The sequence below is a fragment of the Enteroscipio rubneri genome (assembly GCF_002899715.1).
GTDB classification, from domain to species: Bacteria; Actinomycetota; Coriobacteriia; order Coriobacteriales; family Eggerthellaceae; genus Enteroscipio; species Enteroscipio rubneri.
In genome coordinates, this window is sequence record NZ_PPEK01000001.1 from 60,043 (window position 1) to 83,726 (window position 23,684).

Annotated in this window: 22 protein-coding genes; 19 read left to right on the plus strand and 3 right to left on the minus strand. The window is 63.4% G+C overall.

Annotated elements, in window-relative coordinates:
* Positions 1 to 32: 32 nt before the first annotated feature.
* On the minus strand, positions 33 to 905 hold the full coding sequence (aroE, locus tag C2L71_RS00220) for a shikimate dehydrogenase (RefSeq protein ID WP_103263785.1): 873 nt from the start codon (positions 903 to 905) through the stop codon (positions 33 to 35).
* A gap of 159 nt (positions 906 to 1,064) precedes the next feature.
* Positions 1,065 to 1,808: a class I SAM-dependent methyltransferase gene (locus tag C2L71_RS00225; RefSeq protein WP_103263786.1), complete on the minus strand. Its 744-nt coding sequence runs from the start codon at positions 1,806 to 1,808 to the stop codon at positions 1,065 to 1,067.
* Positions 1,809 to 2,112: 304 nt separating this feature from the next.
* Between C2L71_RS00225 and C2L71_RS00230 the strand changes: the two genes are divergently transcribed.
* The 19 genes from C2L71_RS00230 (at position 2,113) to C2L71_RS00320 (ending at position 22,343) form a co-directional block, all read left to right on the plus strand.
* Positions 2,113 to 2,829, plus strand: coding sequence for a LytR/AlgR family response regulator transcription factor (locus C2L71_RS00230; RefSeq protein WP_103263787.1), 717 nt, complete (start codon positions 2,113 to 2,115; stop codon positions 2,827 to 2,829).
* 15 nt (positions 2,830 to 2,844) lie between these two features.
* Entirely contained in the window at positions 2,845 to 3,756 is a 912-nt protein-coding gene (locus C2L71_RS00235; RefSeq protein WP_103263788.1) for a hypothetical protein, read from the plus strand.
* Positions 3,753 to 4,724 (plus strand): GHKL domain-containing protein, encoded by a 972-nt coding sequence (locus tag C2L71_RS00240; protein WP_103263789.1) that lies wholly within the window; start codon positions 3,753 to 3,755, stop codon positions 4,722 to 4,724. The genes C2L71_RS00235 and C2L71_RS00240 overlap by 4 nt, the downstream gene beginning before the upstream one ends.
* Before the next feature lie 182 nt (positions 4,725 to 4,906).
* The gene (locus tag C2L71_RS00245; RefSeq protein WP_103263790.1) at positions 4,907 to 5,632 is read left to right on the plus strand and encodes a hypothetical protein; all 726 of its coding nucleotides are present in this window, start codon (positions 4,907 to 4,909) and stop codon (positions 5,630 to 5,632) included.
* 214 nt (positions 5,633 to 5,846) lie between these two features.
* A complete protein-coding gene (locus C2L71_RS00250; protein ID WP_103263791.1) occupies positions 5,847 to 7,202 on the plus strand; it encodes an amidohydrolase family protein in 1,356 nt (451 codons plus the stop codon).
* Positions 7,203 to 7,206: 4 nt separating this feature from the next.
* Complete coding sequence (locus C2L71_RS00255) at positions 7,207 to 7,401, plus strand: CASC3 protein CASC3 (RefSeq protein ID WP_103263792.1); 195 nt, start codon at positions 7,207 to 7,209, stop codon at positions 7,399 to 7,401.
* 242 nt (positions 7,402 to 7,643) lie between these two features.
* Positions 7,644 to 8,417, plus strand: coding sequence for a twin-arginine translocase TatA/TatE family subunit (locus C2L71_RS00260; protein ID WP_103263793.1), 774 nt, complete (start codon positions 7,644 to 7,646; stop codon positions 8,415 to 8,417).
* Between the two features lie 3 nt (positions 8,418 to 8,420).
* Positions 8,421 to 9,239 (plus strand): twin-arginine translocase subunit TatC, encoded by an 819-nt coding sequence (gene tatC / locus C2L71_RS00265; protein WP_103263794.1) that lies wholly within the window; start codon positions 8,421 to 8,423, stop codon positions 9,237 to 9,239.
* 305 nt (positions 9,240 to 9,544) lie between these two features.
* The gene (locus tag C2L71_RS00270; RefSeq protein ID WP_103263795.1) at positions 9,545 to 9,907 is read left to right on the plus strand and encodes a hydrogenase maturation nickel metallochaperone HypA/HybF; all 363 of its coding nucleotides are present in this window, start codon (positions 9,545 to 9,547) and stop codon (positions 9,905 to 9,907) included.
* Between the two features lie 188 nt (positions 9,908 to 10,095).
* On the plus strand, positions 10,096 to 10,749 hold the full coding sequence (gene hypB, locus C2L71_RS00275) for a hydrogenase nickel incorporation protein HypB (protein ID WP_103263796.1): 654 nt from the start codon (positions 10,096 to 10,098) through the stop codon (positions 10,747 to 10,749).
* A gap of 222 nt (positions 10,750 to 10,971) precedes the next feature.
* Positions 10,972 to 11,790 (plus strand): NAD(+) synthase, encoded by an 819-nt coding sequence (gene nadE, locus C2L71_RS00280; RefSeq protein WP_103263797.1) that lies wholly within the window; start codon positions 10,972 to 10,974, stop codon positions 11,788 to 11,790.
* Between the two features lie 699 nt (positions 11,791 to 12,489).
* Positions 12,490 to 14,007, plus strand: coding sequence for an FAD-dependent oxidoreductase (locus C2L71_RS00285; protein ID WP_103263798.1), 1,518 nt, complete (start codon positions 12,490 to 12,492; stop codon positions 14,005 to 14,007).
* 188 nt (positions 14,008 to 14,195) lie between these two features.
* The gene (locus C2L71_RS00290) at positions 14,196 to 15,881 is read left to right on the plus strand and encodes an FAD-dependent oxidoreductase (RefSeq protein WP_239926173.1); all 1,686 of its coding nucleotides are present in this window, start codon (positions 14,196 to 14,198) and stop codon (positions 15,879 to 15,881) included.
* 227 nt (positions 15,882 to 16,108) lie between these two features.
* The gene (locus tag C2L71_RS00295) at positions 16,109 to 17,365 is read left to right on the plus strand and encodes a sensor histidine kinase (RefSeq protein WP_239926175.1); all 1,257 of its coding nucleotides are present in this window, start codon (positions 16,109 to 16,111) and stop codon (positions 17,363 to 17,365) included.
* Entirely contained in the window at positions 17,362 to 18,114 is a 753-nt protein-coding gene (locus tag C2L71_RS00300) for a response regulator transcription factor (protein ID WP_239926177.1), read from the plus strand. Before C2L71_RS00295 ends, C2L71_RS00300 begins: the two co-directional genes overlap by 4 nt.
* 229 nt (positions 18,115 to 18,343) lie before the next feature.
* Entirely contained in the window at positions 18,344 to 18,631 is a 288-nt protein-coding gene (gene groES, locus C2L71_RS00305; protein WP_103263799.1) for a co-chaperone GroES, read from the plus strand.
* A 53-nt stretch (positions 18,632 to 18,684) separates the two neighbouring features.
* Positions 18,685 to 20,319: a chaperonin GroEL gene (groL, locus tag C2L71_RS00310; protein ID WP_103263800.1), complete on the plus strand. Its 1,635-nt coding sequence runs from the start codon at positions 18,685 to 18,687 to the stop codon at positions 20,317 to 20,319.
* 274 nt (positions 20,320 to 20,593) lie between these two features.
* On the plus strand, positions 20,594 to 21,475 hold the full coding sequence (locus C2L71_RS00315) for a putative manganese transporter (protein ID WP_103263801.1): 882 nt from the start codon (positions 20,594 to 20,596) through the stop codon (positions 21,473 to 21,475).
* A 262-nt stretch (positions 21,476 to 21,737) separates the two neighbouring features.
* Complete coding sequence (locus tag C2L71_RS00320) at positions 21,738 to 22,343, plus strand: HD domain-containing protein (protein WP_103263802.1); 606 nt, start codon at positions 21,738 to 21,740, stop codon at positions 22,341 to 22,343.
* A gap of 50 nt (positions 22,344 to 22,393) precedes the next feature.
* Here C2L71_RS00320 and C2L71_RS00325 read toward each other — a convergent pair whose 3' ends face one another.
* Complete coding sequence (locus C2L71_RS00325) at positions 22,394 to 23,683, minus strand: MFS transporter (protein ID WP_103263803.1); 1,290 nt, start codon at positions 23,681 to 23,683, stop codon at positions 22,394 to 22,396.
* Position 23,684 lies beyond the last annotated feature (1 nt).

Genomic DNA, 23,684 nt, shown 5'->3' on the forward strand with positions numbered 1-23,684 from the left:
CGGACCAAACGGCCCGCCCGCGATCCGCGATGCTAGTCGGTGTAGAATTTCTCCTCGATATAGCTCACCGGCATCTCCTGGCCGGTCCAGATCTTCTCGCCCAGGGCAGCCTGCCATAGCAGCATGCCCAGGCCGTTCACGGCCTTGTTGCCGTGGGCTTCCGCCATGGCGAGGAGCTTCGTCTTGCGAGGATTGTAGACGGTGTCGGCCACGGCCAGGCCGTCGTGCAGCATGTCCTCGTCCAGAGTGCAGCCGTCCTCCATCGGAGCCATGCCGACGCGGGTGGCGTTCACGAACAGCTGCGAGGAGGCCACCGAAGCGCGCAGGTCGTCCTTGTCGTCGAGGTCGTGCAGCGTGACGTTGCAGCCCGTCTTCGCTGCCAGCTCGCCGATGCGCTTCTCGGTGGCCTCGTAGAAGCTGTCGCGGATGTTGTAGACGTCGATCTCCTTGACGCCGTCAAGCGCGGCCTGCGTGAACACGGCCGATCCCGCGCCGCCTGCACCGACGATGGTCATCTTCTTGCCGACGATGTCGACGCCGTTCTCCTTCAGGTTGCGCATGAAGCCGGCGCCGTCGGTGTTATGCCCGATGGCCTTGCCGTCCTTGACGACCACCGTGTTCACGGCCCCCATGAGGGCGGCGGCATCGGAGAGCTCGTCAAGATAGGGAAGCACGAGGGTTTTAAGCGGCATGGTGACGTTGTACCCGGCGAAGCCCATGGCCTTCATCCCCTTGACCACCGCTTCGACATCGTCGGGCTGCACATCGAACACCACGTAGGCGTAATCGAGCCCCATCTTGTCGAACGCGGCGTTGTGCATAGCCGGCGACATGGAATGTTCGACCGGGCTGCCGATGAGCGCGATCGTTTTAGTGTGACCAGAGATGCTCAGTTTTTCTGCCATGGTTGTCTCCTTCGGTTGCCGTCGATCGGTTGCCACGGCCTCATTATCCACCACATGCGTTAAGTAAATCCAATAGGATTATTGCCCGTATGAGCTTCAGCGATAGAAGAAGTCTATCGATCCTGATGGTAAGGCGAATAGATGGATGCAGCTTGCGGTTTAGCGCGGTTTTTCCGCCACGTGCACGGCGGCGATGCCGCCTGTGTAGTTCTTCCACGTCACATCGCAAAATCCTGCTTCGCGCATCATCTGGGCGAGGTTTTCCTGGTTCGGGAACGCGCGGATGGAATTTCCCAGATAGACGAATCCCTCACGATCGCCCGTGATGAGCCCACCCCAGAACGGGATGAGATGCTTGAGGTAGAATCCGTACAGCGCCCGCCATGCGCGGTTCGGCGGTGTGGAGAACTCCAGGCACACGAGCGCGCCGCCGGGCTTGAGCACGCGGAACATCTCGGCGAGCGCGCGTGGGCGGTCGGGCATGTTGCGGATGCCGTAGGCCATGGTGATCACGTCGTAGGACGCGTCGTCGTAGGGGATGTTCTGGGCGTCCACCTCGTCGAAGTCCACCGGTACGCCGCAGCTTGCTCCTTCGCTGTAATGGGCGCGCGCCACATCCAGCATCTCGGGCACGAAATCTGTGAGCTGGATGTGGGCGGGTCGTTTCGTGCGAGCTACTGCGAATGCCACATCTCCCGTGCCGCCGGCGATGTCCAGCACGTCGCTCGTATGGTCGATGGGGGCTTGGCGCATCATGCCTGCAAGCCACAGTTTGTATGCGCCGAAGCTCGAGACGGCGTTGAAGCGCTCGTACTTCTTCGCGATGTTCGAGAATATCTCGTAGACGCGCTCGGAGGAGAGTTCGGCGGGTGCTTCTTTCCCGGTGGCGGTGTCGATGCTCACAGGCGGTGCTCCTGGTCGGTCGTGGGACGCTCGTAGGACGAGCGCGTCGGCGGAAGCCCCAGTATACGCCAATGGACGCGTCGGTCGAGCTGCGCGTCGGCGGCAGGCGTGTTCCCTTCCTGCGACTTACTGCGACTGCGCGGCGGTTTCCGGTGCCTCGCCTCGCCGGCCCCCTGGTTCCTCGCGTTGTGCTTCGGAGCTGCCACAGCGCCGGGCGGTTGCGCCGGATGGACGCCATGCGCTACAGTAAGCGCGTGCGCGAAGCGCGCACGTCCGTCGACTGCATACCGGGGGGGGGTATTCAATGTATCGTGCGCTTATACTCGATGACGAGCCTGCGCACGCGCAGCGGCTCGCTCGGATGATCGGCTCTTCGCGGTTCGGCGTGCGGTTCGAGCTTGCATGCGCGCAGGACGTCTCCATGCTGTGCGCCGATACGGTTGAGCGGCCTGATGCGCTGTTCGCGGACATCCGGCTCGACGGCGCGTCGGATGTGGCAGGCGGCATCGAGCTTGTGCGCTCCCGGTTCCCGCGCGGGTGCGGCACGCAGGTGGTGTACGTGACCGGGTATGCGGAATACTGCACGCCAGTGTACGAGACCGAGCACGTGTACTTTCTGACGAAGCCCGTGCGGCAGGCCGAGCTAGACAACGCTCTGCGCGCTGTGCTGGCCAACCTCGATGAGCGGCGCACGGCGGCGACTCCCGTGCAAACCGGCGGTCGGTTGATCGGCCTCGTCCCGGGTCGCGTGCGCTACCTGGAGAGCGACCGGCGCAAGGTGCTCGTGCACGGCGAGGGACCTTGCATCGAGACGTATGCGACACTGTCGGGGCTCAAGGCCCAGTTCCCATCCTCGTTCATCCAGTGCCACAAGAGCTTCCTCGTGAATATGGCTGCCATCGAGGAGATTGGCGCGCGCACGGTGAAACTGCGCACGGGCGAGTCGGTGCCCCTCAGCCGCCATCGGCGTGCGGATGTGAAAGAGGCGTACATCGCATTTTTGCGCGAGCAGCTTGCGTGAAGGGAGGCGCGCATCATGCCGACGGAGCTCCTTCTTTCCAACGCCGCGCTTGAGATGGTTTCGTTTCTCATCGTGGGAATCGCCGCAGCGTGGGGCATGGTCAAGCTGCTCTCTGTGCGCCATGCCGGTCTGTTCGCGGTCGTCTACGCCGGGGTGCCGGCGCTCGTGAACGCGTTTGGGTACGGGATTCTGAGCGGCGAGGTTGGTTTCATCCTCCTTCTACTCTCGTATATCGCGCTGCCGGTTGCGCTGTCCGAGGGCGGTCTCGCGCTCAGAATCGTCGTCGCGGTAGCGGCTTTGATCTGCGTCACGGCGACCGAAGCAGTCGAGTGGGCGCTCTGGGGCGTCGTCCTCGCTGGGCCGGTGCCGGAAGGGTTCGAACAGTATTTCGATACGGTGCGCCGGAACGTGCCCGTGTGGATGGCCGTGCAGCTCGTGCGCGCCGCCATCGTGCTGCTCCTGCTGCGCGCGCTGCGGGCGGCGGTGCGGCGGTGCGGCTCGTGGGGTTCTGCGGAGGCCTGGCCGTTCGTCGTGCTGGCGGCAAGCCAGCTGGGGCTTTTTCTCCTGGCCGCCATACCCGGCTGTCTGGTTGATCTCGATGCCTGGTGGTATGGAGCGGTCGTCGTCCTCGCTCTCGCATGCGTGGCGGTCGACGCGATCGTACTCGTCCTTCTGGGCCATCAGGAGCGGGCACTCGTCGAGGGACGTCGGGCCGCATTGCTGCAGAAGCGGCTCGATGAGCAGCGCGCCTGCTACGCTGCGACCATGGATGAGCTGGAGAAGATCGCGTGCATCCGTCACGACGCGCGCAATCAGCTGCAGACCATCGAGGAGCTGACGGAGCGGGGCGAATTCGGGCGGGCGCGCATGCTCGCGGCGGATCTGCGCGCGGCGTGCGAGTCGGGGGAAGGGGAGGCGCGGCGATGAGCGCGGTCTTCATGGCGCTTCCGCTTGCGGCGCTGGCGGGCGTGTTTGTATTCTACGCGCTTCGTCCGGGGCTGCCGTCGGCGGAAAGCCGCGTTGCCGCGATCCTGATTCCGGCGAGCCAACTGGCCATCGTGGCGTTTCTGGCCGCGGCGGTCCTGTTCTACAGCCTTCCCGTGCCCCTCGCGGCCGCTGTTGCCTGTGCGGGCATCGCCTGCGCGGCGACCGATCTGGCGCTCGTGCGCGTCCTGCGCGCGGCTGAGGGACGGAAGCTCGCGCGCGAGCGGACCCGCATCGCGGCTGAGCGGCTTGAGGCGCAGCGCGCGTGTCGGGAGCGAACCGAGCGCGAGGCGAGGGCTGCGCGCGACGAGCGTCGGACGCTGGCCGAAACGCTGCGGCGGATGGAGTGGCTGTTGGGCGCGGCGCAGGGCGAGCAGGCCCTGGCCTGCTCGCACGCGGCCTCCGATGCGCTCGGCGGCGAGAGGCGGATATGCGGGCATCCCGCCGTCGATGCGCTGCTTGCGCTCAAGCGGCGGGCATGCGAGGAGGCGGGAGTCCGTGTCGTCTTCGCCGTCGAGCTGCCGACCGAGGCGGCCATTCCCGACATCGATGTGTGCGCCGCATGCTCGAACATGCTCGACAATGCGCTGCAGGCGGCGCGCGCAGCTGCCGGCGACATGCGGTTCATCGAGTTTCGCGCCCGCCTCGACGGAGGCTACCTCGTCATCGACGCGCGCAACGGATGCGCTGCGCCGCCTGCTGCGCCCGACGGCGGCGCTTTGCAGCGGGAGCGCCGGGCTTCGACCGAGCCGGCCGAAGGCGAGTCGGACGCGATCGTTCCCGAGCACGGATGGGGTCTTGTTATCCTGCAGGATCTGGCGCAGCGGTACCGGGGGAGCTTCGAGGCGGGCGCGAGCAAAGGGGTGTGGCGCACGACGGTCGCGCTCGAAAACAGGCCGGTCGCCCGGTAGCGGGACGCAATTCATGACATCGGAGGAGCCTGTTGCGACGTTCGCGTTGATCGTCGGCGCGGCGATGCGCACAATACCCTTCATGCCCGGCACGCTGCAAGCCGGGCCGAAGCGGCCCTCCGGCGCATCGGCTCAGCCGGAGCGGACGCTCATAGCATCCGACGAACCAAGGAGGGTATTGCATGAACGTATCGTCTCAAACGACCGCGCGCTCGTCGAGGCGCACCCTGGCGGCTGCGCTTGCACTCAGCGCGGTCCTGGCAGGTGGGCTTTTAGCCGGCTGTGCGAGCGGCCAGCAGGAGAAAAGCGCCGAGGCTCCCCAGCAGAGCGAGCAGCAGGAGCCTGCCGCTGCAACCGAACAGGTGACGTATCCGTTCCGCGCGGTGATCGATCGAGCGAATTTGGATCCTGCGTACACGGGGGCCTTGGAGTGCGTGGCAACGAAGCACCTGGAAAGCCAAGGCATCGAGAACATTTGTATTGCATGCGACGGCACGGCCAAGGTCGAAGCTCCCGAGGGGACGTGGGACGAGCTTAAGGCGTACGTGTTCGAGTTCGCGTCTGCACAGGCGGCTCAAGAGGCGACCTACACCTCCTCCGACGAGGCCGGCAACGCGCAGGAGGCGGCGGCTGCACCGTTGTCGTGCGAGATCGGGGACGACTTCGCAACGCTGTCGATCGGCGCCGATTTCGCACGCGACGCCTTCGGCATGGCGCAGGGCGCAAGCTCCGTGGTGACGCAGGCGGTCGGCTGTGCGGCCGAGTACCGCACGTTCGCGGGGCTCGATTCGACGATCCATCTGACCATTGCCGATGAGACAGGCGCGGTGCTGTTCGACCAGGACGTCGACGTGTCGAATTCTGATTACTTCACTCAGCTCGAGCCCTTGTTCTACCCTGCCGCCTAGCGGGAGGCATCTGTACGCTCTCAGGGAGCGGGTCCATGTCCCTTCCAGCCCGTTGCAAGGCGCCGCGCGGTTCTGCGACTGCGCGGCGCCGTCTCGCCGTCTCGCCGCCGCCTCCTCCCGAAGGGCCTCTGTGTTTTCGTGGGAGAGCGGTCCGGGGATGCTATCATACAGTGCACACGATCGTGCCCGGCACCGGGAGATAGACGAGGCAGCTATGTTATTGTGCGCACAGTACGTTCTTCCTATTACCTCCGAGCCGTTCCAGCATGGTGCGGTGCTCATCAGAGACGGTGTTATTCGTGACATCGGCTCGGTCGACATGCTCAAGCTCCGCTATCCCGACGAGGAGATCAAGGACTTCGGCCTTGCAGCGCTCATGCCGGGCTTCGTCGATCTGCATACCCATCTGGAAAACTCCGTCATGCGCGGCGTCGTGCATGACGTGCCCTACACCACCTGGATCATGTCGGTGGTGGAGAAGAGCGCGAAGATGGACGTGAGCGATTGGTACGACTCTGCCATTCTCGGCGGGCTCGAGGCCCTTTCAAGCGGTATCACCTGCGTTGCCGATATCACGGGGACGGGTGCGGCCTGCACCGCTACGCAGAAGCTCGGCATGCGTAGCGTCATCTACCGCGAAGTGGGCGCCATGGATAAACGACGCGTCGACTACGCCATGCGCGTGGCGGAGAACGATATCATGCACTGGCGCGAAGAGGTGGACGAGAGCCGCATCACCATCGGCATTGCACCGGCGGCCATGTACGCATGCCATCCCTCCGTGTACGGCAAGGTTTCGGAGTTCGCCCGGCGCGAGGAGCTCCCCGTGGCCATGCACCTCGCAGGCAACCGGGAGGAGTACAACTTTATCAAATACGGCTCGTCGCCGTTTTCCGTGCACACGATGGACCAGAAGCGCGGCTACGTGGAGATCCCACCGTGGCTTCCCACGGGCACCACGCCCGTTCGCTATGCACTGAACTGGGGCGCGTTCGAATCGGACAACGTGCTGGCCATCCATTGCGTGCACGTGGACGACACGGACGTGAAGAAGTTGAGGGAATACGACGTGGCGGTTGCCGTCTGCCCGCGCTGCAACGCGCAGCTGGGTATGGGCGTGGCGCCTCTCGACGAGTTCATGCGCTCCGATTTGCGGTTGGGCTTGGGAACCGATTCGCCGGCGGCCACCGATTCTACCGACATGCTCATGGAGATGCGCATCGGCATGCTCGTGCAACGCGCGGTTAACGTCGGTCAGTTCCTCGATTCTGCGACCATGCTCGAAATGGCCACCATCGGCGGCGCGCGGGCGCTCAAGCTCGACGACAAGATCGGATCGCTCGATGTCGGCAAGCGCGCCGACATCATCGCGGTCGACCTTTCGAGTTCGCACCAGACGCCCACCACCGATCCGGTGTCCGCCGTCGTGAACACGTGCAGCGGCGCCGACATCCTCATGACCATGGTGGACGGCGTGGCCTTGTATGAGAAGAACAAGTGGAACGTGGGCGTGGAGGTCGCCAAGAGCATCGCCCGCGTCATCGAGATCCGCGGCAAGTTGAGGGTGTAGCGCTATGGCAACGAATCAAAAGCTCACCGCAAAGCAGAGAAGCGAACGCGTCAAGGCGGCGCAGGAACGGGAGAGGCTCGAAAAAGAGCGCCGCGAGGCGGCCGAGCGCACAAAGAGGATATTCACCATCGTCGTGTGCGTGATCCTCGTGCTCGCACTCGGCATTCCCACGGTGGCACTCTCGTTCCTCAGCATGTAGCAAGGTGGTGCGAACCGTCGGCTGCTCCACGCGAACCGCCGGCTTCGGCCCGAAGCCCCGCCTTCCCTCCCTGCCGTGACGCGTGCGGGAGTGCGTACCATGCTTTTTCTGAAGTGGTCACTCGTTCGGCTCGCTCTCATACGTTTGTGATACTATGAATCGTTGCCGCGCATGTCGTGGCAACGAGAGCTGCATTTGCAACGAGAGATGAGTTCAACCTCAACCGCACAAAGGGGACTACGTTGTTTGGCATAGGTTCATTCGAGCTTTTCCTCATTCTGCTGTTCGGGTTCCTCGTATTCGGACCCGACAAGCTGCCCGCGATGGCCAAGACGCTGGGGAAGGCGATCAATAAATTTAGAAGCGCTCAGGAGGAGATGAACAAGGTCATCAAGACCGAGGTCTACGATCCGAACTCCGACGAGCCGTTCAAGAACCCCCTCGAGGCGCTCTCCAAGGTCGCCGAAGGATCGGACGACAAAAAGGATGCCAAGCAGGAGAGCTTCTCCGAGCGCAAGGCCAAGTACGACAAGGAGCGCGCTGCAAAGAAGGAAGCGGAGGCCAAGAAGGCCGAGGCTTCGGGAGCAGCCGCTGCGGCCGCAGGCGCCGCGGCGAAGGCCAGCGACGATGCCAAGGCCGACGCTGCGAAGAAGCCCGCTGCCGCATCGAGCGCGAAGCCGAAGCCGAGCGCCGATGAGTTGTACGGCACGAAGCCTCCTGCTAAGAAGCCGGCCGCCTCCTCCTCGACATCCGGCGCTGCATCTGCCGCTCCGACTTCAACGGCTGGTGCCAAGCCCTCCGCCGCGGCGGCTGCCGCAAAACCTGCGACAGATTCCGCCGCCCAGCCCGCGGATTCCAAGCCCGCTTCTGCAGCGAAGCCCGCCGCCAAGACGGAAGCCGAAAAGGCGGCGGCTCGCTCGGCTGCCGCGAAGAAGGCCGCTGCGACGCGGGCTGCGAACAAGGCCGCTGCGGCAGGCGGTGCCGCAAAGCCCGAGACGAACGAGAAGGGGGAGTAAGTCATGCCCATCGGACCGGCACGTATGCCCCTGTTCGACCATTTGGGCGAGTTGCGCATGCGCCTCGTGCGCATCCTTGCAGTCCTCGCCATTTCGGTTGTCGTGTTCTATCTTGCCTCGGCCACGGTCGTCGACTTCCTCATAATGCCGATCTCCGAGTACCTGCCGTCGGGAGCGCTCACCACGCTCACGCCGTTCGAAGGTTTCAGCGTGCGCTTCAAAGTGTCGCTGTGGGCCTCCGTCGTCGCTTGCTCGCCGGTCATTCTGTGGCAGATCCTTGCATTCTTTCTGCCGGCGCTGAAGCCGAGCGAGCGCAAGTGGTTCATCCCGACGTTCGCTGCCGCAGTCGGCTTGTTCATTTTCGGCACGGTGTTCTGCTACCTCATTATTCTTGATCCGGCGTTCCAGTGGCTCACTGACCAGTCGGCCGGGTTCGCTACTGTGCAGGCTCAGGCGAGTTCGTTCATCGATACTATCGTCAAGTTCGAGATTGGTTTCGGCTTCGCCTTCGAACTCCCGTTGGTCATCTTCTACCTGGTTATCTTCGACGTGATTCCGTACAAGAAGCTGCGCGGCTCGTGGCGGACGGTGTACATAGCGCTCATGGTGATCTCGGCCATGGTGACGCCCGATGCCTCGCCGGTCACGATGCTGCTCATGTTCGCAGCGCTCGTGGTGCTGTACGAGGCGAGTCTTTTGATCTCGCGTATCGTGCTCTCGAAGCGCATCAAGCAACAGAACGAGGACATGGAGCGGGAAGAGGCCGAAGAAGCTGCCGCCGAGCAGGCAGCGCAGAAGAAGGCGCTCAAGGCGAAGAAGTAAGCATGGCGCTTCTCCCCATCGGCCTGCATAGCCGTCGTGCGCCGCAGATGGCCCCGACGCCGAAAACTCCGGTTCGATGTGCGCCCGCAGGCGCCTCGAGGCGGTGCGCAACGGTCGCATGCAAGCCGTCTTGCATGCGAAGACATGCAGTGCGTCTCGGATAAGCGCAGGAGCCGATCTCGCCCGGAATGATCTTCGTAGACGATTTCGTGTCCGCCGGCGTGTCGCAGTGCGCTTTCTCTGGGCCTATCGGCTACTATGGTGTTTGAAAACGAACATCGAAAGCCATCGTCGATAGGAGCGTCATGCACGAGTTGGGAATCATGACGGGCGTCATGGATGCGGTGTGTGCTTCAGCGAAGCAGGCGGGCGCGACAAGCGTTCTCAAAGTCAGCCTTTCGGTGGGCGAGATGACCGAGGCGATCGAGGATGCGCTGAGGTTTGCCTTCGAAGCCCTGTCCGAGCAGTCGGACTACGCGCTGTGTGCGAACGCCGAGCTAGAGATAGCCATGGTCGCACCTCGGAGCCGCTGCTTGGAGTGCGGCGCGGAGTACGAGCACGACAGATTCCATATGCTGTGCCCGGAGTGCGGCAGCTTCGCAACCCAGCTCATTGCCGGTCGTGAATTGCAGATCGATTCGATCGAGGTTGATATCCCGGACGAGTAGCGCCCTTTCGAGCGCATCGAGGCTCCATGACCCCGCAATGACGAAGAGCGCGGCTTCGCCCTCGGCGCTTCGCTTGTCCGCATGTGCCAGTCGGGCCGAACAGCTCGGCGATCTTGCACACGTTGATGCTTTCCGCTGATTTTGTTTGCTCGATGAACTAAACTGCAAGGCAGACCAAAGGAGTCAGTATGCAGATTGATATGAAGCAACCGATCCTCGACAAAAACGACCAACTGGCATCCGAGCTGCGCGAGCGGTTCGCAACGAATCGCGTGTTCGTACTCGACCTTCTAGCCAGTCCCGGATCGGGCAAGACGTCCACCATCCTGGCCACCATCGACGCGTTGCGCGACGAGTTCAACATCGCCGTCATCGAAGGCGACATTGCCAGCAGCGTCGATGCGGAGAAGATCAAGGCGCAGGGTATACCTGCGGTGCAGATCAACACCGGTGGCGCGTGTCATTTGGAAAGCGCTATGCTGAAGCGAGCCGTCGATGTGCTGGATCTCGAGCGCCTCGACCTCATCATCGTCGAAAACGTGGGAAACCTCGTGTGCCCCACCGATTTCGATTTGGGCGAGAACGCGAAGGTTATGATCCTTTCGGTGCCTGAAGGCGACGACAAGCCGCTCAAGTATCCTGGAGTGTTCCAGGCGGCCGAGGCGGTGGTACTCAACAAAGTGGACACGATGCCCGTGTTCGACTTCGATCGCGAGGCATTCGAATCCGCCGTCAAGCAGCTCAACCCGCAAGCGCCCATATTCCCCATCGCGGCCACGAAGGGCGACGGGGTGGAGGCATGGGCTGAATGGCTGGCGGAACGCGTGCGCGCTATCCAGTAGGAGGTGCTCGATCGGCGTCTGAATGCGCGGGCAGCGTGCGCGTCTGGTCGACGCCGAACCAGCTTGTAGCGGATACGCGCAAATCCACGAGCGACCGGCGGACTCGAACGATGCCGAACGACAGAACGAGCTCGGTGGAAGCCGAATGCGCGAACGGTTCCAAAGTCGAAACAATCCGAGCCTACACTGGGGTGTGTCGAAGCTGCTGAGGAAAGGAAGACCATGAACACCGAAGAGCGGTATCGCGCGTGCGTCGACGCGCTGAAGGACTATGCGGACGGCGCGGGCTTCACCGATGTCGTTATCGGTCTGTCGGGCGGTATGGATTCAAGCCTCGTTGCCGTTATGAGCGTGGATGCGTTCGGGGCCGACCATGTGCACGGCGTGATGCTGCCCGGACCGTATTCAACCGAGCACTCGCTCGACGATGCACGGCAGTTGGCCGATGCCCTCGGCATCGACGCATGCGTCGTTTCGATTTGCGAGCCGTTCGAGGCCTTCGAGCAGGTGCTTGCGCGTGCATGCGGCGGCGAACTGGCGGGATTGGCCGCGGAGAACACGCAGGCTCGCTGTCGCACGGTGTGCCTCATGGCGTTGTCGAACCGCTTCGGCTGGATGCTCGTGAACACGGGCAACAAAAGCGAATCCATGATGGGCTACTCGACGCTCTACGGCGATACCGCCGGTGCGTTCGCCCCTCTTGGAGGCTTATACAAGATCGATGTGTACGAAGTCGCGCGCTGGCGCAACGAGGCGGCGGTGGCTGAAGGGGCCGTTCCCCCTATCCCCGAGCACGTGTTCGTCAAGCCGCCGAGCGCCGAGCTCTCGCCCGATCAGGAGGACGAGAAGAGCATGGGCATCGACTATCCGACGCTCGACGTGCTGCTCGTCGCCCATAAGGAGCGCGGTCTCGGGCCGGAAGAGCTCATCGCGGAAGGCTTCGACGCCGCCACCGTGGAGCGCATCGTAGCCACGGTGGCGGCGAACGCTTTCAAGCGCGCTTTGGAGCCGCCGTTCCCCTCCGCGCCCTTCTACGACTGATCTGCGTTGGCGCTCCTGATAGGCGTGAGTTGAAGCATGGCGTCGATGCGTTGGCCGAGCATGTTCCGTGGAGCCTTCATGGGCCACTACGATCTGCGCACGCGGCTTCGTGCGAAATGATGTTGCGAATCTTCGCCTCCCGCGTCGCAGGTCCGCGCGGAATCGCGCCTGCATTTCATCATCCTGATCGGAGTGCGCAGCACCCCCGTCGTCCCGTGCGAAGCGCGCAGTCGAAGGGCCTTGCGCCGCGTCGACCTCGGCTCGGCTGCTGAAAAACCGAATTCCGTCAAGAAAACGAGGTATGGGAAGCCCGAAGCCGGTTTTCGGGCCGCCTGCGAAGAAAGCAGGCGAGCCTTCAGCTTCGTTTGCGCAGGTCGCGCGATGGTGTCTAGAGTTCGAAGGCTCGCCGGCCCTCCCATACCTCGTTTTTCTCGCAGAATTCGCGGATTCCGCCGCTGAACCGACGGGGCGCGGCGGGACTTCTGCGCAGCGAGCGGGGGCGGGAGCGGGGCCTAAACGGCCTCCTGTGCTGCATCCGGCGGCCGCGCCGGCACGAGGCCGGCTGCTGCAGATGCGCGCGCATGCCGCACACTTTGCGAAGATTGCATGACGCTGCGCCGCGCCGCCCTCGCCTTTTCGGCGCGCTCTCTATACTCTGATGCCCATCGGAAACGGATAGAGCAAAGGGGCGTAAGTGCAATGGAGCGACGCGCGTTCTTCAAACTGGCGGGCATCTCGGCGGCGTCGCTGGCTGCGCTCGGCGCGCTCGGCGCGTGCGACGCCGGGATTGTTGAAGATAATCCCCTGATGGGCGCTTTGGAATCCGATGACGCGTCCGAATCCTTGTCACCCGCAGGTTCGCCCGCGGTCTCGTTTTCTGCTGAGGTTGACGTCCTGATCGTGGGCAGCGGCGTCGCGGGCCTGTCCGCGGCAATAGCTCCCGTCAAGGCGGGGCGGTCGGTAATGATCGTGGACAAGCTCGAGCTGCTGGGCGGGGAGAGCTACGAATCGAACGGCGTCATATGCGTCGCCGGGAGCGACGTGCAGCGCGCCGCGGGCGCCGATCGCTCGATCGACGAGGCGTGGCAGGTTGTTCAGAAGAAGTTGAGCGAGGTCGGCGTCGTCGAACTTGCGCTCGCCCAGCGTCTGTTCGAGGCGGCTCCGCGATGGGTCGATCTTCTTGCAAGCGAGTACGGTGCGCAGTTTTCCGATCCGTCCATCGTCGAGTCGGACGACGTGAAGGGCCTGATCCTGCTGCCGAAGAACGGCTTGGGCGACATGGAGAGCATCATGGTTCCATTGCGCGACGGACTTCTCGATGCCGGTGCCGTATTCCATACCGATTACCGGGCGACAGCAGTCATCCTCTCGGAGGCAGCGGTGGTGCGCGGCGTGCGCTTCTCTGTAGCGAAGGGGACTTCGACGGTCGATGTAGGCGCCCGCCGCGTCGTTGTGGCTGCGGGCGGTTTCTCGAGCAGCCAGCCGCTCGTTCACAGCTACCTGCCCGACCAAGAGCGCATCGCCTGCTATACGACCGCATCGATGGGCGAGGGCCAAATGCTGTGCGAGGCCGTCGGCGGTCAGCTCGAAGGCATGGACGTAGCGGCTCCGCTCACGAGCGATATCCCCCAAGCTGCGGCATGGGGGCTGTTCGGGCCGACGCTCATCGTCGATGCGCTTGGCAATCGGTTCGCACGCGAGGACAGTATCGATGCGGCGGCGAACGCCTGCGCGGCCGACGAACGCGGCTATTGGTGGACGATCTTCGACGAGGAGCTGGTAAACGGCGGCCAGTCGCGCAGCTTGGCGCAGGTGACGAGCGGGAACTCCCGGCGGGTTGTCGGACCCTGCAACGATCTTGCCGCGCTCGCCGCGCAGGCGGGCATTCCGTCCGAAACGCTGGAGGGCACGTTCGCTCGCTTCGATGCCGCCATCGAAGCCGGCAAAGATGAGGATTTTGGGCGCACGTCCTTCCTGCAGAAGCTCAACCCGCCGTACTACGCCATCAAGCAGATGCCCGTTCGCTACAAGACGCGCGGCGGAGTGCGAACCGATGAAGACGGGCGTGTGCTCGGATCGCTCGATGCGGCGATTTCGGGCATCTATTGCTGCGGCGCATCGGCGGCTATCGGCATGGCGGGTATCGCGGCGAGCGGCGCATCGGGCATGCTGGTGGGCGAAGCGGTGGCTGCCTCGCTTGAAGGCGACGACGCCTAGGGGCCAGGGCGGTCGGGAGGGCGGCGGATCCGAGCGGCTGCTCGCTTCGCTCGCAGGATTGCGGACCCGCCGCCCTCGCTCTGCGGCGTTGCCGTGAGGTTGCCGACCTGCAAGAAGGCGGCAACCGGTTCTTGATGACCTCATGACACAATGACAGCACGTACTCGCCAAAGCGGCGCCGATTGCGCATGGGCGCCAGCGTCGCTATGGACAAGGAAGTGGAGGTCAGCATGGCTGAGGACAACACAGGACTTACAAGCGCTGCGAAGCGGACGGTATCGCGACGGTCGTTTTTGACGGGAGCATGCGCGGCAGGCGCGCTTGCGGCTGTCGGCGGATTGACGGCGTGTGCAGGCACGCCCCAGAATGACGGGCAGGGGACCGAGGGCGGATCCGGCAGCGGCACGAACGGCGACGGGGCGGCAGGCAATGCGGCTCCCAGCTCGATCGACAAGACCTACGATACCGATCTGCTTATCGTCGGCGCCGGCGGCAGCGGTCTTGCGTGCGCGGTGCAGGCGGCGCTTAACAACATGAACTTCATCGTGGTGGATCGAAACAGCCAGGTAGGCGGTAATGCGAGCTTTGTCGAAGGCATGTTCGCCGTCAACTCCTCGCTTCAGCGCGAGCAGGGGATCGATATCAAGCCCGCCGACGTCATCGAGGCCGAGCTGACGCGCGGCCAGCATCGCCAGAACGGCGATTACTGGCTTGATCTGGTAAACAATTCGGCTGACAACATCTCTTGGTGTCAAGAGCAGGGCGTGCAGTATTCGGGTACGGTGGACGACTACTACGGTGGCCTGTTCCCGACGTTCCATTGGTTCAAAGAAGGCAAGGCGGCGGTCGGCTACGTCGAGCCCATGAAGAACCGTCTGGACGAGCTTGGCGTCGAGCTGCACCTCAATACGACGGTGAACGGTCTGATCATGCAGGATAAGAAGGTTGCCGGGGCCTATGCTGACGGCGACGAAGGCACAGTGCAGTACAACGCGAAGGCGGTCGTGTTCGCGACGGGCGGGTTCGGCGGCAACGCCGAGGTCATCGCCGAGCAGGGTTGGGACACCGATGGTGTTCATATCGTTGGATCGCCGAATGCCGCTGGCGACGGCTACCGCCTTGCCATGGACAATGGCGGGAAGAACATGATGGCGGGCTCGGCCCAATCCATCCTGTACGCCATCCAGGCCTTCCCGGCCATCGACTTCCACGACGCGGCCGAGAACCCCATCAACGGGTATTTCGGCATAGCTGCGGGCGGTCCGGTGCTGTGGGTGAACGAGGCGTGCGAGCGCTACAGTCGCGAGAACCTCACGGCCGACAACCTGGTGCTCCAGTGCATTCCCGGCAAGGACAACAAGGCCAACTACGTATTGTTCGACCAGGCCATCTTCGATCAATTCTTCGGCAAAGACGATGACGCCAAGAAGATGTTCCAGGACGGTTTGGCCAGCAACGACGGTAACAGCCTGTTCCAAGCCGATACGGTTGAGGACCTGGCTGGCAAATTCGATCTCGACGCCGATGCGCTCAAGGCGACGGTCGATCATTACAACGAGCTGTGCAAGGCAGGAGCCGACACCGATTTCGGCAAAGCGGCCGACCTCATGGTGCCCGTCGAAACCGCGCCGCTCTATATGGCGAAGCTTTCGTACAGCTACTTCTTCTCCGTCGGGGGTATTGCCACCGACAAGAAGCGCCGCGTGCTCGACGGCGATATGAACCCTATCGAAGGCCTCTATGCCATCGGCAACGACGGCAACATGCTCTACCGCAACGTGTACACCATCAACATGCCGGGCACTGCGTTCGGGAACCAGGTGAATTCGGGCCGCGAGGCCGCGAACGCCGCCATGGAGTACGTGCAGGGCTAATCCGATCGGGCGAGGGAGGGGGTCCTGAAAGGGCTCCGAAAGACCGCTCGCTGCGCTCGCAGGATCTTTCGGAGCCCTTTCAGGACCCCCTCCTCCGGTTGCATGCCAGCAGAACTGCGGGCGCGCGGCCGGACCTCGGACGGCTGGGAGCCCTTGGGGGAACCGCTCGCTGCGCTCGCGGTTTCGGGGGGCTTTCGAAATACCTCTGCTGATGTATGGCGCTTGCGGTGTCGGGCGCGTACCATGACGGCATGGACAACTTTCTTGTGAACAATCGTGCGATGACTCCGAAAGATTGGGGAGTCGACGCCGCCGTGGCCGTGATGGCGTTTCTCATTGGGTGCGGCCAGCTCATGCTGGCGGCGTCTTCCATTGTGATTCCCGACTTGGCCATGCGGCAATATTTGGGCATCGTGAATGTCGTGCCCAGCGCTTCGGTGTTCGTGGCGCTTGCCCTCACCACGTTGCCGCTTGCGGTGCGCCGCCGGTTTCCGTGGCCGGTGTTCCTGTTCACCTTCGTCGCCTTCATCGGGTTGCAGAATGCGTTCAGCGGTTTCTCGCTTTCCATCATCGGCCCGGTCGTAGCCGTCTACACCATCGCCTGCGAACTCAGCCGCGTTGAGGCGGCAATTGCCGTCGCCCTCGCCGTGCTCGGCCTCGTGTTCTCTGAAGCGCCTTCGCGCACGGCGAGCCTTGCGTTCTTCACGCGCGCGACCAACATCGCGCTCGTCGCGGCTGCAGCGTTGGGCGGATATGCGTATCGCACGCACCGCGCCTACGTGGAGGCGGTGGAGCAGCGCGCCGAAGAGGCCGAACGCGCAGGCGCACAGGAAGCGGCTCGTCGGGTCGAAGAGGAGCGTGTGCGCATAGCCCGGGAGGTGCACGACATCACGGCGCATTCCCTTTCCGCGGTCAGCGTCCAGGCCGCAGCAGCCGAGCGCCTGGTCGATCGCGACCCTGCGGCGGCGAAGGAGGCTATAGCCGCGGTGCGTGCAACCGCGAAGGGCGCGCTCGACGACATCCGCAGCATGATCGGCGTGCTGCGGCATGGCGATGCGGCCGCCGACATGGCTCCAACGGTGGGCACGGACCGTCTTGATGATCTGGTTGTCTATCTGGGCAAGGCGGGTATCGTTGCGTCCCTCGACGATGCCGGGTATGATCGCAGCCGCGTGCCCGCCCACGTGGATGTGGCCCTTTTCGGCATTGCGCGCGAGGCGGCCACCAATATCGTGCGCCATGCGCATGCCAAAACTGCTGTGCTGTCTCTTGCGCTCGAAGGAGGCCGCGCACGGCTCGTCGTCGAGGACGACGGACGTGGATTCGACGTGGCGGATTCGGAGCATGGACATGGGATCGAGGGCATGCGCGAACGCGCGCGACTGCTTGGCGGCACGCTCGAGGCAGATGCGCGTCCAGCCGGCGGATTCCGCGTGACGGCGGTGCTGCCGACGGGCGCCGGAACGGAAGGACGCGAGGCATGAGAGACGAGCGGACAGCTGCGATGGCTTCTGGAAATGGACGGATCGGCCCCGATTCGCCGCGGGACGTTCCGCTGCGCGTGCTCGTAGCCGACGATCAAGACTTGGTGCGCAGCGGATTCCGGCTCATTCTTTTGTCCTATGACGGCATCGAGGTGGTGGGTGAGGCGCGCGACGGCGAGCAGGCGGTCGAGCTGGCGCGACGTTTGCGTCCTGACGTGGTGCTCATGGATATTCGCATGCCGCACATGGATGGGATCGAAGCCACGCGCACCATCAGAAACGATACTGCGCTGGACGAGGTGCACGTGCTCATTCTCACCACGTTCGACCTGGATGAATACGTGTATGATGCGCTTGCGGCCGGGGCGAGTGGTTTCCTGCTCAAGGACGCCGATCCCGACGAGATCGCTTCGGCTGTGCGTGTCGTTTCCCAGGGCGACGCGCTCATTGCGCCTTCCATCACTCGGCGGCTTGTCGAAGCGTTCGTCGCATCGCGTCCCGCGAGCGCGGGAGCCGCTGGCAGAACCGCCGCTCTGCGTGCGCTGACCGATCGCGAGCGCGAGATACTTGTGTACGTGGCCCGGGGCCTGTCGAACGACGAGATAGGCGCGCGCCTCTTCATTTCGCCTGCCACGGTGAAGACCCACCTTGCACGCATCATGGCCAAGCTCGATGCGCATGACCGCGCTCAGCTTGTCGTGGCCGCCTACGAGGGAGGGCTCGTCAAGCCCGGACCGACCCTGCCGTAATGGTCACGACCAGTTGTGGCGAAAATTTGACGATTCGTTTAAACCTTAGTCAAAGCGACTGAGGTTTTCTGCAAATTCTCTTGAAATCCGAATCAAGGGTGTTATGATAACGCAGTGTTTAGCACTCGTTACCGCGGAGTGCTAGCAGTCGCCACAACCGAGTGGTTAAATAGGGTATCAACGCGGCAACCGGCTTCGTGGATGAGACGGACGAAAGGAAGGCAACGTTATGAACTTGAAACCATTGGGTGATCGCGTCATCATCAAGCAGGACGAGGCGGAAGAGAAGACCGCTTCCGGCTTGTATCTCGCCTCCGAGGCGAAGGAAAAGCCCCAGACGGGCGTTGTGCTGGCTGTGGGAGAAGGCAAGCTCGATAAGGAGGGCACGCTGGTTCCCGTTCCGGTGAAGGTGGGCGACAAGGTCATCTACGGCAAGTACGGCGGCACGGAAATCCATGTCGACGGCGAAGACGTGCTCATCGTGCGCGCAGACGACTTGTACGCGGTGTTCGAGTAAGTCTCATTCCTTGTTGATCCAACGGGTACATTCATCGAAAGGAAGCACATATCATGGCTAAAGATATCAAGTTCGAGGCAGATGCCCGCAGTGCGCTTGCCGCAGGCGTGAGCAAGCTGTCGGATGCCGTCAAGGTGACGCTTGGCCCCAAGGGCCGCTACGTCGCTCTCGAGAAGTCCTACGGCGCCCCCACCATCACCAACGATGGCGTGACCGTGGCCAAGGAAGTGGAGTTGGAGGATCCCGTCGAGAACATGGGCGCCCAGCTCGTGCGCGAGGTGGCTGTGAAGACGAACGACGTGGCCGGCGACGGCACCACCACCGCCACGCTGCTGGCCGACGTCATCGTGTCCGAGGGCCTGCGCAACGTGACCGCCGGCGCCGATGCGCTCGGCATCCGCCGCGGCATCCAGAAGGCCACCGACGCCATCGTCGACGCCATCAAGGCCGATGCAACGCCCGTCTCCACGAAGGAGCAGATCGCGAATGTCGGCACCATCTCCGCCGGCGACGCTGAGATCGGCGAGAAGATTGCCGAGGCCATGGACGCCGTGGGCAACGACGGCGCTATCTCCGTGGAGGAGAACGCCGCTTCGTTCGACCTGGAGCTCGACATCGTCGAGGGCATGCAGTACGACCGCGGGTACATCTCGCCGTACATGGCCACCGATATGGAGAAGATGGAGGCCGTGCTGACGGATCCCTTCATTCTGCTCACGGACCAGAAGATCACCAACATTCAGGACATGGTCGGACTGCTTGAGGAAATCATGCGTTCCGGTCGTCCGCTGTTCATCGTCGCCGAGGACGTCGAGGGCGAGGCTCTTGCCACCATCCTGCTGAACAAGCTGCGCGGCACCTTCAACTGCGTCGCCATCAAGGCTCCCGGCTTCGGCGACCGCCGCAAGCGCATCCTCGAGGACATTGCCGCTGTCACGGGCGCGCAGGTCATCGACAAGGACTTCGGCATGACCATGGCGGACGCCCGCATCGACATGCTCGGCCATGCTAAGACGGTCAAGGTCACCAAAGACGCCGCTCTCATCGTTGACGGCGCTGGCGAGAAGTCGGCCATCGAGGATCGCATCAATCAGATCAAGGCCGAGCTCGAGCGCGTCGATTCCGATTTCGATCGCGAGAAGCTGCAGGAGCGTCTGGCGAAGTTGTCCGGCGGCGTGGCGGTGCTCAAGGTGGGTGCAGCAACCGAGTCCGAGCTCAAGGAGAAGAAGTCCCGCATCGAGGATGCTCTGCAGGCAACCCGTGCAGCTGTCGAGGAGGGCATCGTCGCCGGCGGCGGCGTGGCGCTCGTAGACGCGTTGCCCGCTCTCGACAAGCTGGACACGACCGACAAGGACGAGGAAGTCGGCGTGAACATCATCCGCAAGGCGCTCGAAGCTCCGATGCGCGCTATCGCCCAGAACGCGGGCTTCGAGGGCAGCGTCGTTGTCGAGCACGTCAAGGGCATGGGCAAGGGCGAAGGCCTGAACTGCGCCAACGGCGAGTACGGCGACATGATCCAGATGGGCGTGAACGACCCGGTGAAGGTGACCCGCACCGCGCTGCAGTCCGCAGCTTCCGTTGCAGCCCTCATCCTCATCACCGAGGCCACCATCAACGACATCCCGAAGGATCCGGATCCGGCGGCCATGGCCGCGGCTGCTGCCGGCGGTATGGGCGGCATGATGTAATCTGGGTTCCGCCGGCTTTCAGCCGGCGGAACAGCCCAGCGCCCTTTGCGGGCGCTTCGGTTCGCGTGTTGGACCGAAACCACCTCAAACTTGGAAACGCAGGGCGGTCCCGTCGGGGCCGCCCCGTTTTGTGCGTCGGGCGCGGCATGCTCCCCGGACGAGCGTTCCGGGCATGTGCGGTCCCGGCAACCACGTGATCGGCGCTTTCGGAAAATAGTGACCGTTCGGCTACGCCGAAGCCGCGACAGGATCCTTCGACTACAATAGCAGGGCTATGGAAGAATTCGCACATATCGCTGGGCATGTCCTCGAGCATTCGGTCGCCGACACGCTCTACATCATCCCGTTCCTCTTCGTCACCTACCTCGTTATGGAGTGGCTTGAACACAAGACGAGCGGCAGGACCGAGGCGGCCGTGCAGCGCGCGGGCGCGGCGGGGCCCGCGGTAGGCGCTCTTGTGGGCGTCGTGCCGCAATGCGGCTTCTCGGCTGCGGCGGCAACGCTGTGGGCGGGACGCGTGATCACGCTCGGCACACTGTTCGCGGTCTTTTTGTCTACGTCCGATGAGATGCTGCCTATCTTCATCGCCGAGCAGGTGCCGGTGGTCGTCATCCTGAAGATCCTCGCTGCGAAGATCGTCATCGGCATGGTGATGGGCTTTTTGGTTGATGCGGGCATGCGCATCGCACGTCGCATCGATTCGCCTCTGCACATTCACGAGCTATGCGAGCGCGACCACTGCCACTGCCATGATGGCGAAGGCGGCATCCTAAAAAGCGCCATCAAGCACACCTTGCAGGTCACCCTGTTCGTCTTCCTCATCACCCTTGTCCTGAACGGCGTCTTGGAAGTGGTGGGCGAGGACGTGCTGGGAGAGTTTCTGAGCGCGAACCCGGCGCTTTCGGTTTTCGGGGCGGCACTTGTGGGCCTCGTGCCTAACTGCGCCGCCAGCATCGTTGTCGCGCAGCTCTATGTGAGCGGCGTGCTCGGTTCAGGCGCGATGCTCGCCGGCCTGCTTGTGAGCGCAGGCGTGGGCTTGCTTGTGCTCGTGCGCACGAACCGCCACTGGAAGCAGAATGTCGCCATCATCGCAGTGCTGTACGTCACCGGTGTCGTATGGGGCTTCATAGCGAATGCGCTCGGAGTTGTATTCTAGCCGTCCGAGCCTCCCGGCGACGATGCGCATGCAGGACGCGGGAGCTGCCAGGGAGCCTCGCAGCAGCGTTTCAGCGCGGGCCTCCCATACGGTTTCCAGCATGAAGCGCGCGGCTGCGCCGGGTATGTCGAAAGGGATGGGAACGACTTCGCCGGAGCGGGCATGCCGTGCGAGCTGCGTTGCTCAGCCGGGCTCGCAAAAGGGCTGTCCGCGAGCGTGCGATTTGCGGTAGCATAAGCGAACAACGTCGAGAGGAGATTACATGGCCACGCTTGAAGCCGGCATGACGCGCGATGAGGCGTTTGCGTTGTTGCAGGAGCATAACAAGGATCCGTTCCACATTGAGCATGCGGAGACGGTGGAGCAGACCATGCGGTACTTCGCGCGCGAGTACGATCCGGACAATGAGGAGTTCTGGGGCATCGTGGGCCTGCTGCACGACCTGGATTGGGAGGAGCACGACGACGAACCCGAGCTGCACACCGTCTATGCGGCCAAGGACATCGAAGCAGCAGGCGGCACGTCCGAGCTTATCCGCGCCATTCAGAGCCACACGTCGGACTTCAACACCGAGCTTCCCAAGCCGGAACTCCAGATGGAGAAGATCCTGTTTGCCACCGAGGAGCTGACGGGCCTCATCGGCGCGGCCATCGTCATGCGCCCGAGCAAGAGCGTCATGGACTTCGAGGTGAAGTCACTCAAGAAGAAGTTCAAGGACAAGCGCTTCGCCGCCGGCGTGAGCCGCGACGTCATCCGTTCCGGAGCCGAGATGCTCGGTTGGGAGCTGGACGAACTGTTCGCCCGTACCATCGAGGCCATGCAGTCCTTCGCTCCCGACAAGGATACGTTCGTCCCAATCGAAGGGTAGGCAAGCCTCTGCGAGCGCTTCCCGCTCTCGATGCCCATGGGCCAAGTGCCCTACGACTCGTCGAGCTCTTTCAGCTTGCGCCGCATAGTGCCGTTCGCTCGGCTCACCCACAGGTAGGCCGCAAGGGCGATGATGGCTACGCCGGCCATGGCGGTGAACAGGCCGTCGTAGCCCCAGAGCGGCTGGATGATGCCGAGCAGAAACGGTCCGGCCCCTACGCCGATGTCGAGCAGCGCGTAGAAGGTCGAGTTTGCCAGACTCAGCCGATCGTCAGGCGCGATGCGCACCGCCAATGCGAGGCCGCTTGCCTGCACGGTTCCCACACCGAAGCCCAGCAACGCGGCGGCGATGAGCATCGCGGCGGGTCGGTAGACGGTCGCAAGCAGTGCCATGCCGCATATGAACGCGATGAACGCGGGCACCATGACCACGCGGTCTCCCTTCCGGTCGAACAGCTTGCCTGTGAAGGGGCGGGTGACGAACGTTGCGATGGCGTACACGACGAAAAAGAAGCTCGCAGGAGTCTCCAACCCACGTTCGGCGGCGAAGGGCGTAAGGAACGCGAGCAGGCTCGAATAGCAGAAGAAGAGCAGCGCACAGACGGCACTGATGGGAATAATGCTCCGCTCGAGATAATTGGACAGACGGGGCTGCGGAACACGGAATCCGCCTGCACGTTCGTCGCGCTCCTCCTCAGCGATCTCGCGTGCCTTCTGCTCCACGCTTTCATGCGTGGAGCCTGCGGCGGCTTCTATGCGCTCGTCGCGCAGCTCGGGAACCTTCAGCTGCGTTGCGGCAAGCAGACCCAAAGCAGCGGCGATGGCTGCCACCACGAACAGCGTTTCCGCGCCGGCAGTCTGCGTCAGGTACATTCCCAGAAAGGGGCCGACAGCCGCTCCGAGCGTGACGGACAACATATAGTAGCCCACGCCTTCGCCCTTGCGATCGTCGGGCACAAGGGCCGTTACGATGGTGCCGATTGACGTCGAGCAGGCACCGAAGGCGAAGCCGTGCAGGAAGCGCAGCACGAACAGCATGCCGAAGTCCATGCCAGCCAAATACAGCGCCGAGAATGCCACCTCGAGCGCCGCTCCGATCACGAGCATCCGCTTGCGGCCGATACGATCCAGAATGCGTCCGGTTGCGATGCGCGCAATCAGCGTGCCGATGATGAAGATGCTCGCAGCCAGGCCTGCCAACGAAGCCGGTGCGTCGTAGAGGCGCATGGCGTAGTTTGCGACGACCACCATGAGCCCATAGTAGTTCACCATGAGCAGAAAATTCACTCCTGTGCCCAGGACAAAGTCCTTCGTCCAAAGCTTTGCGTGCGAAGAGGCCATA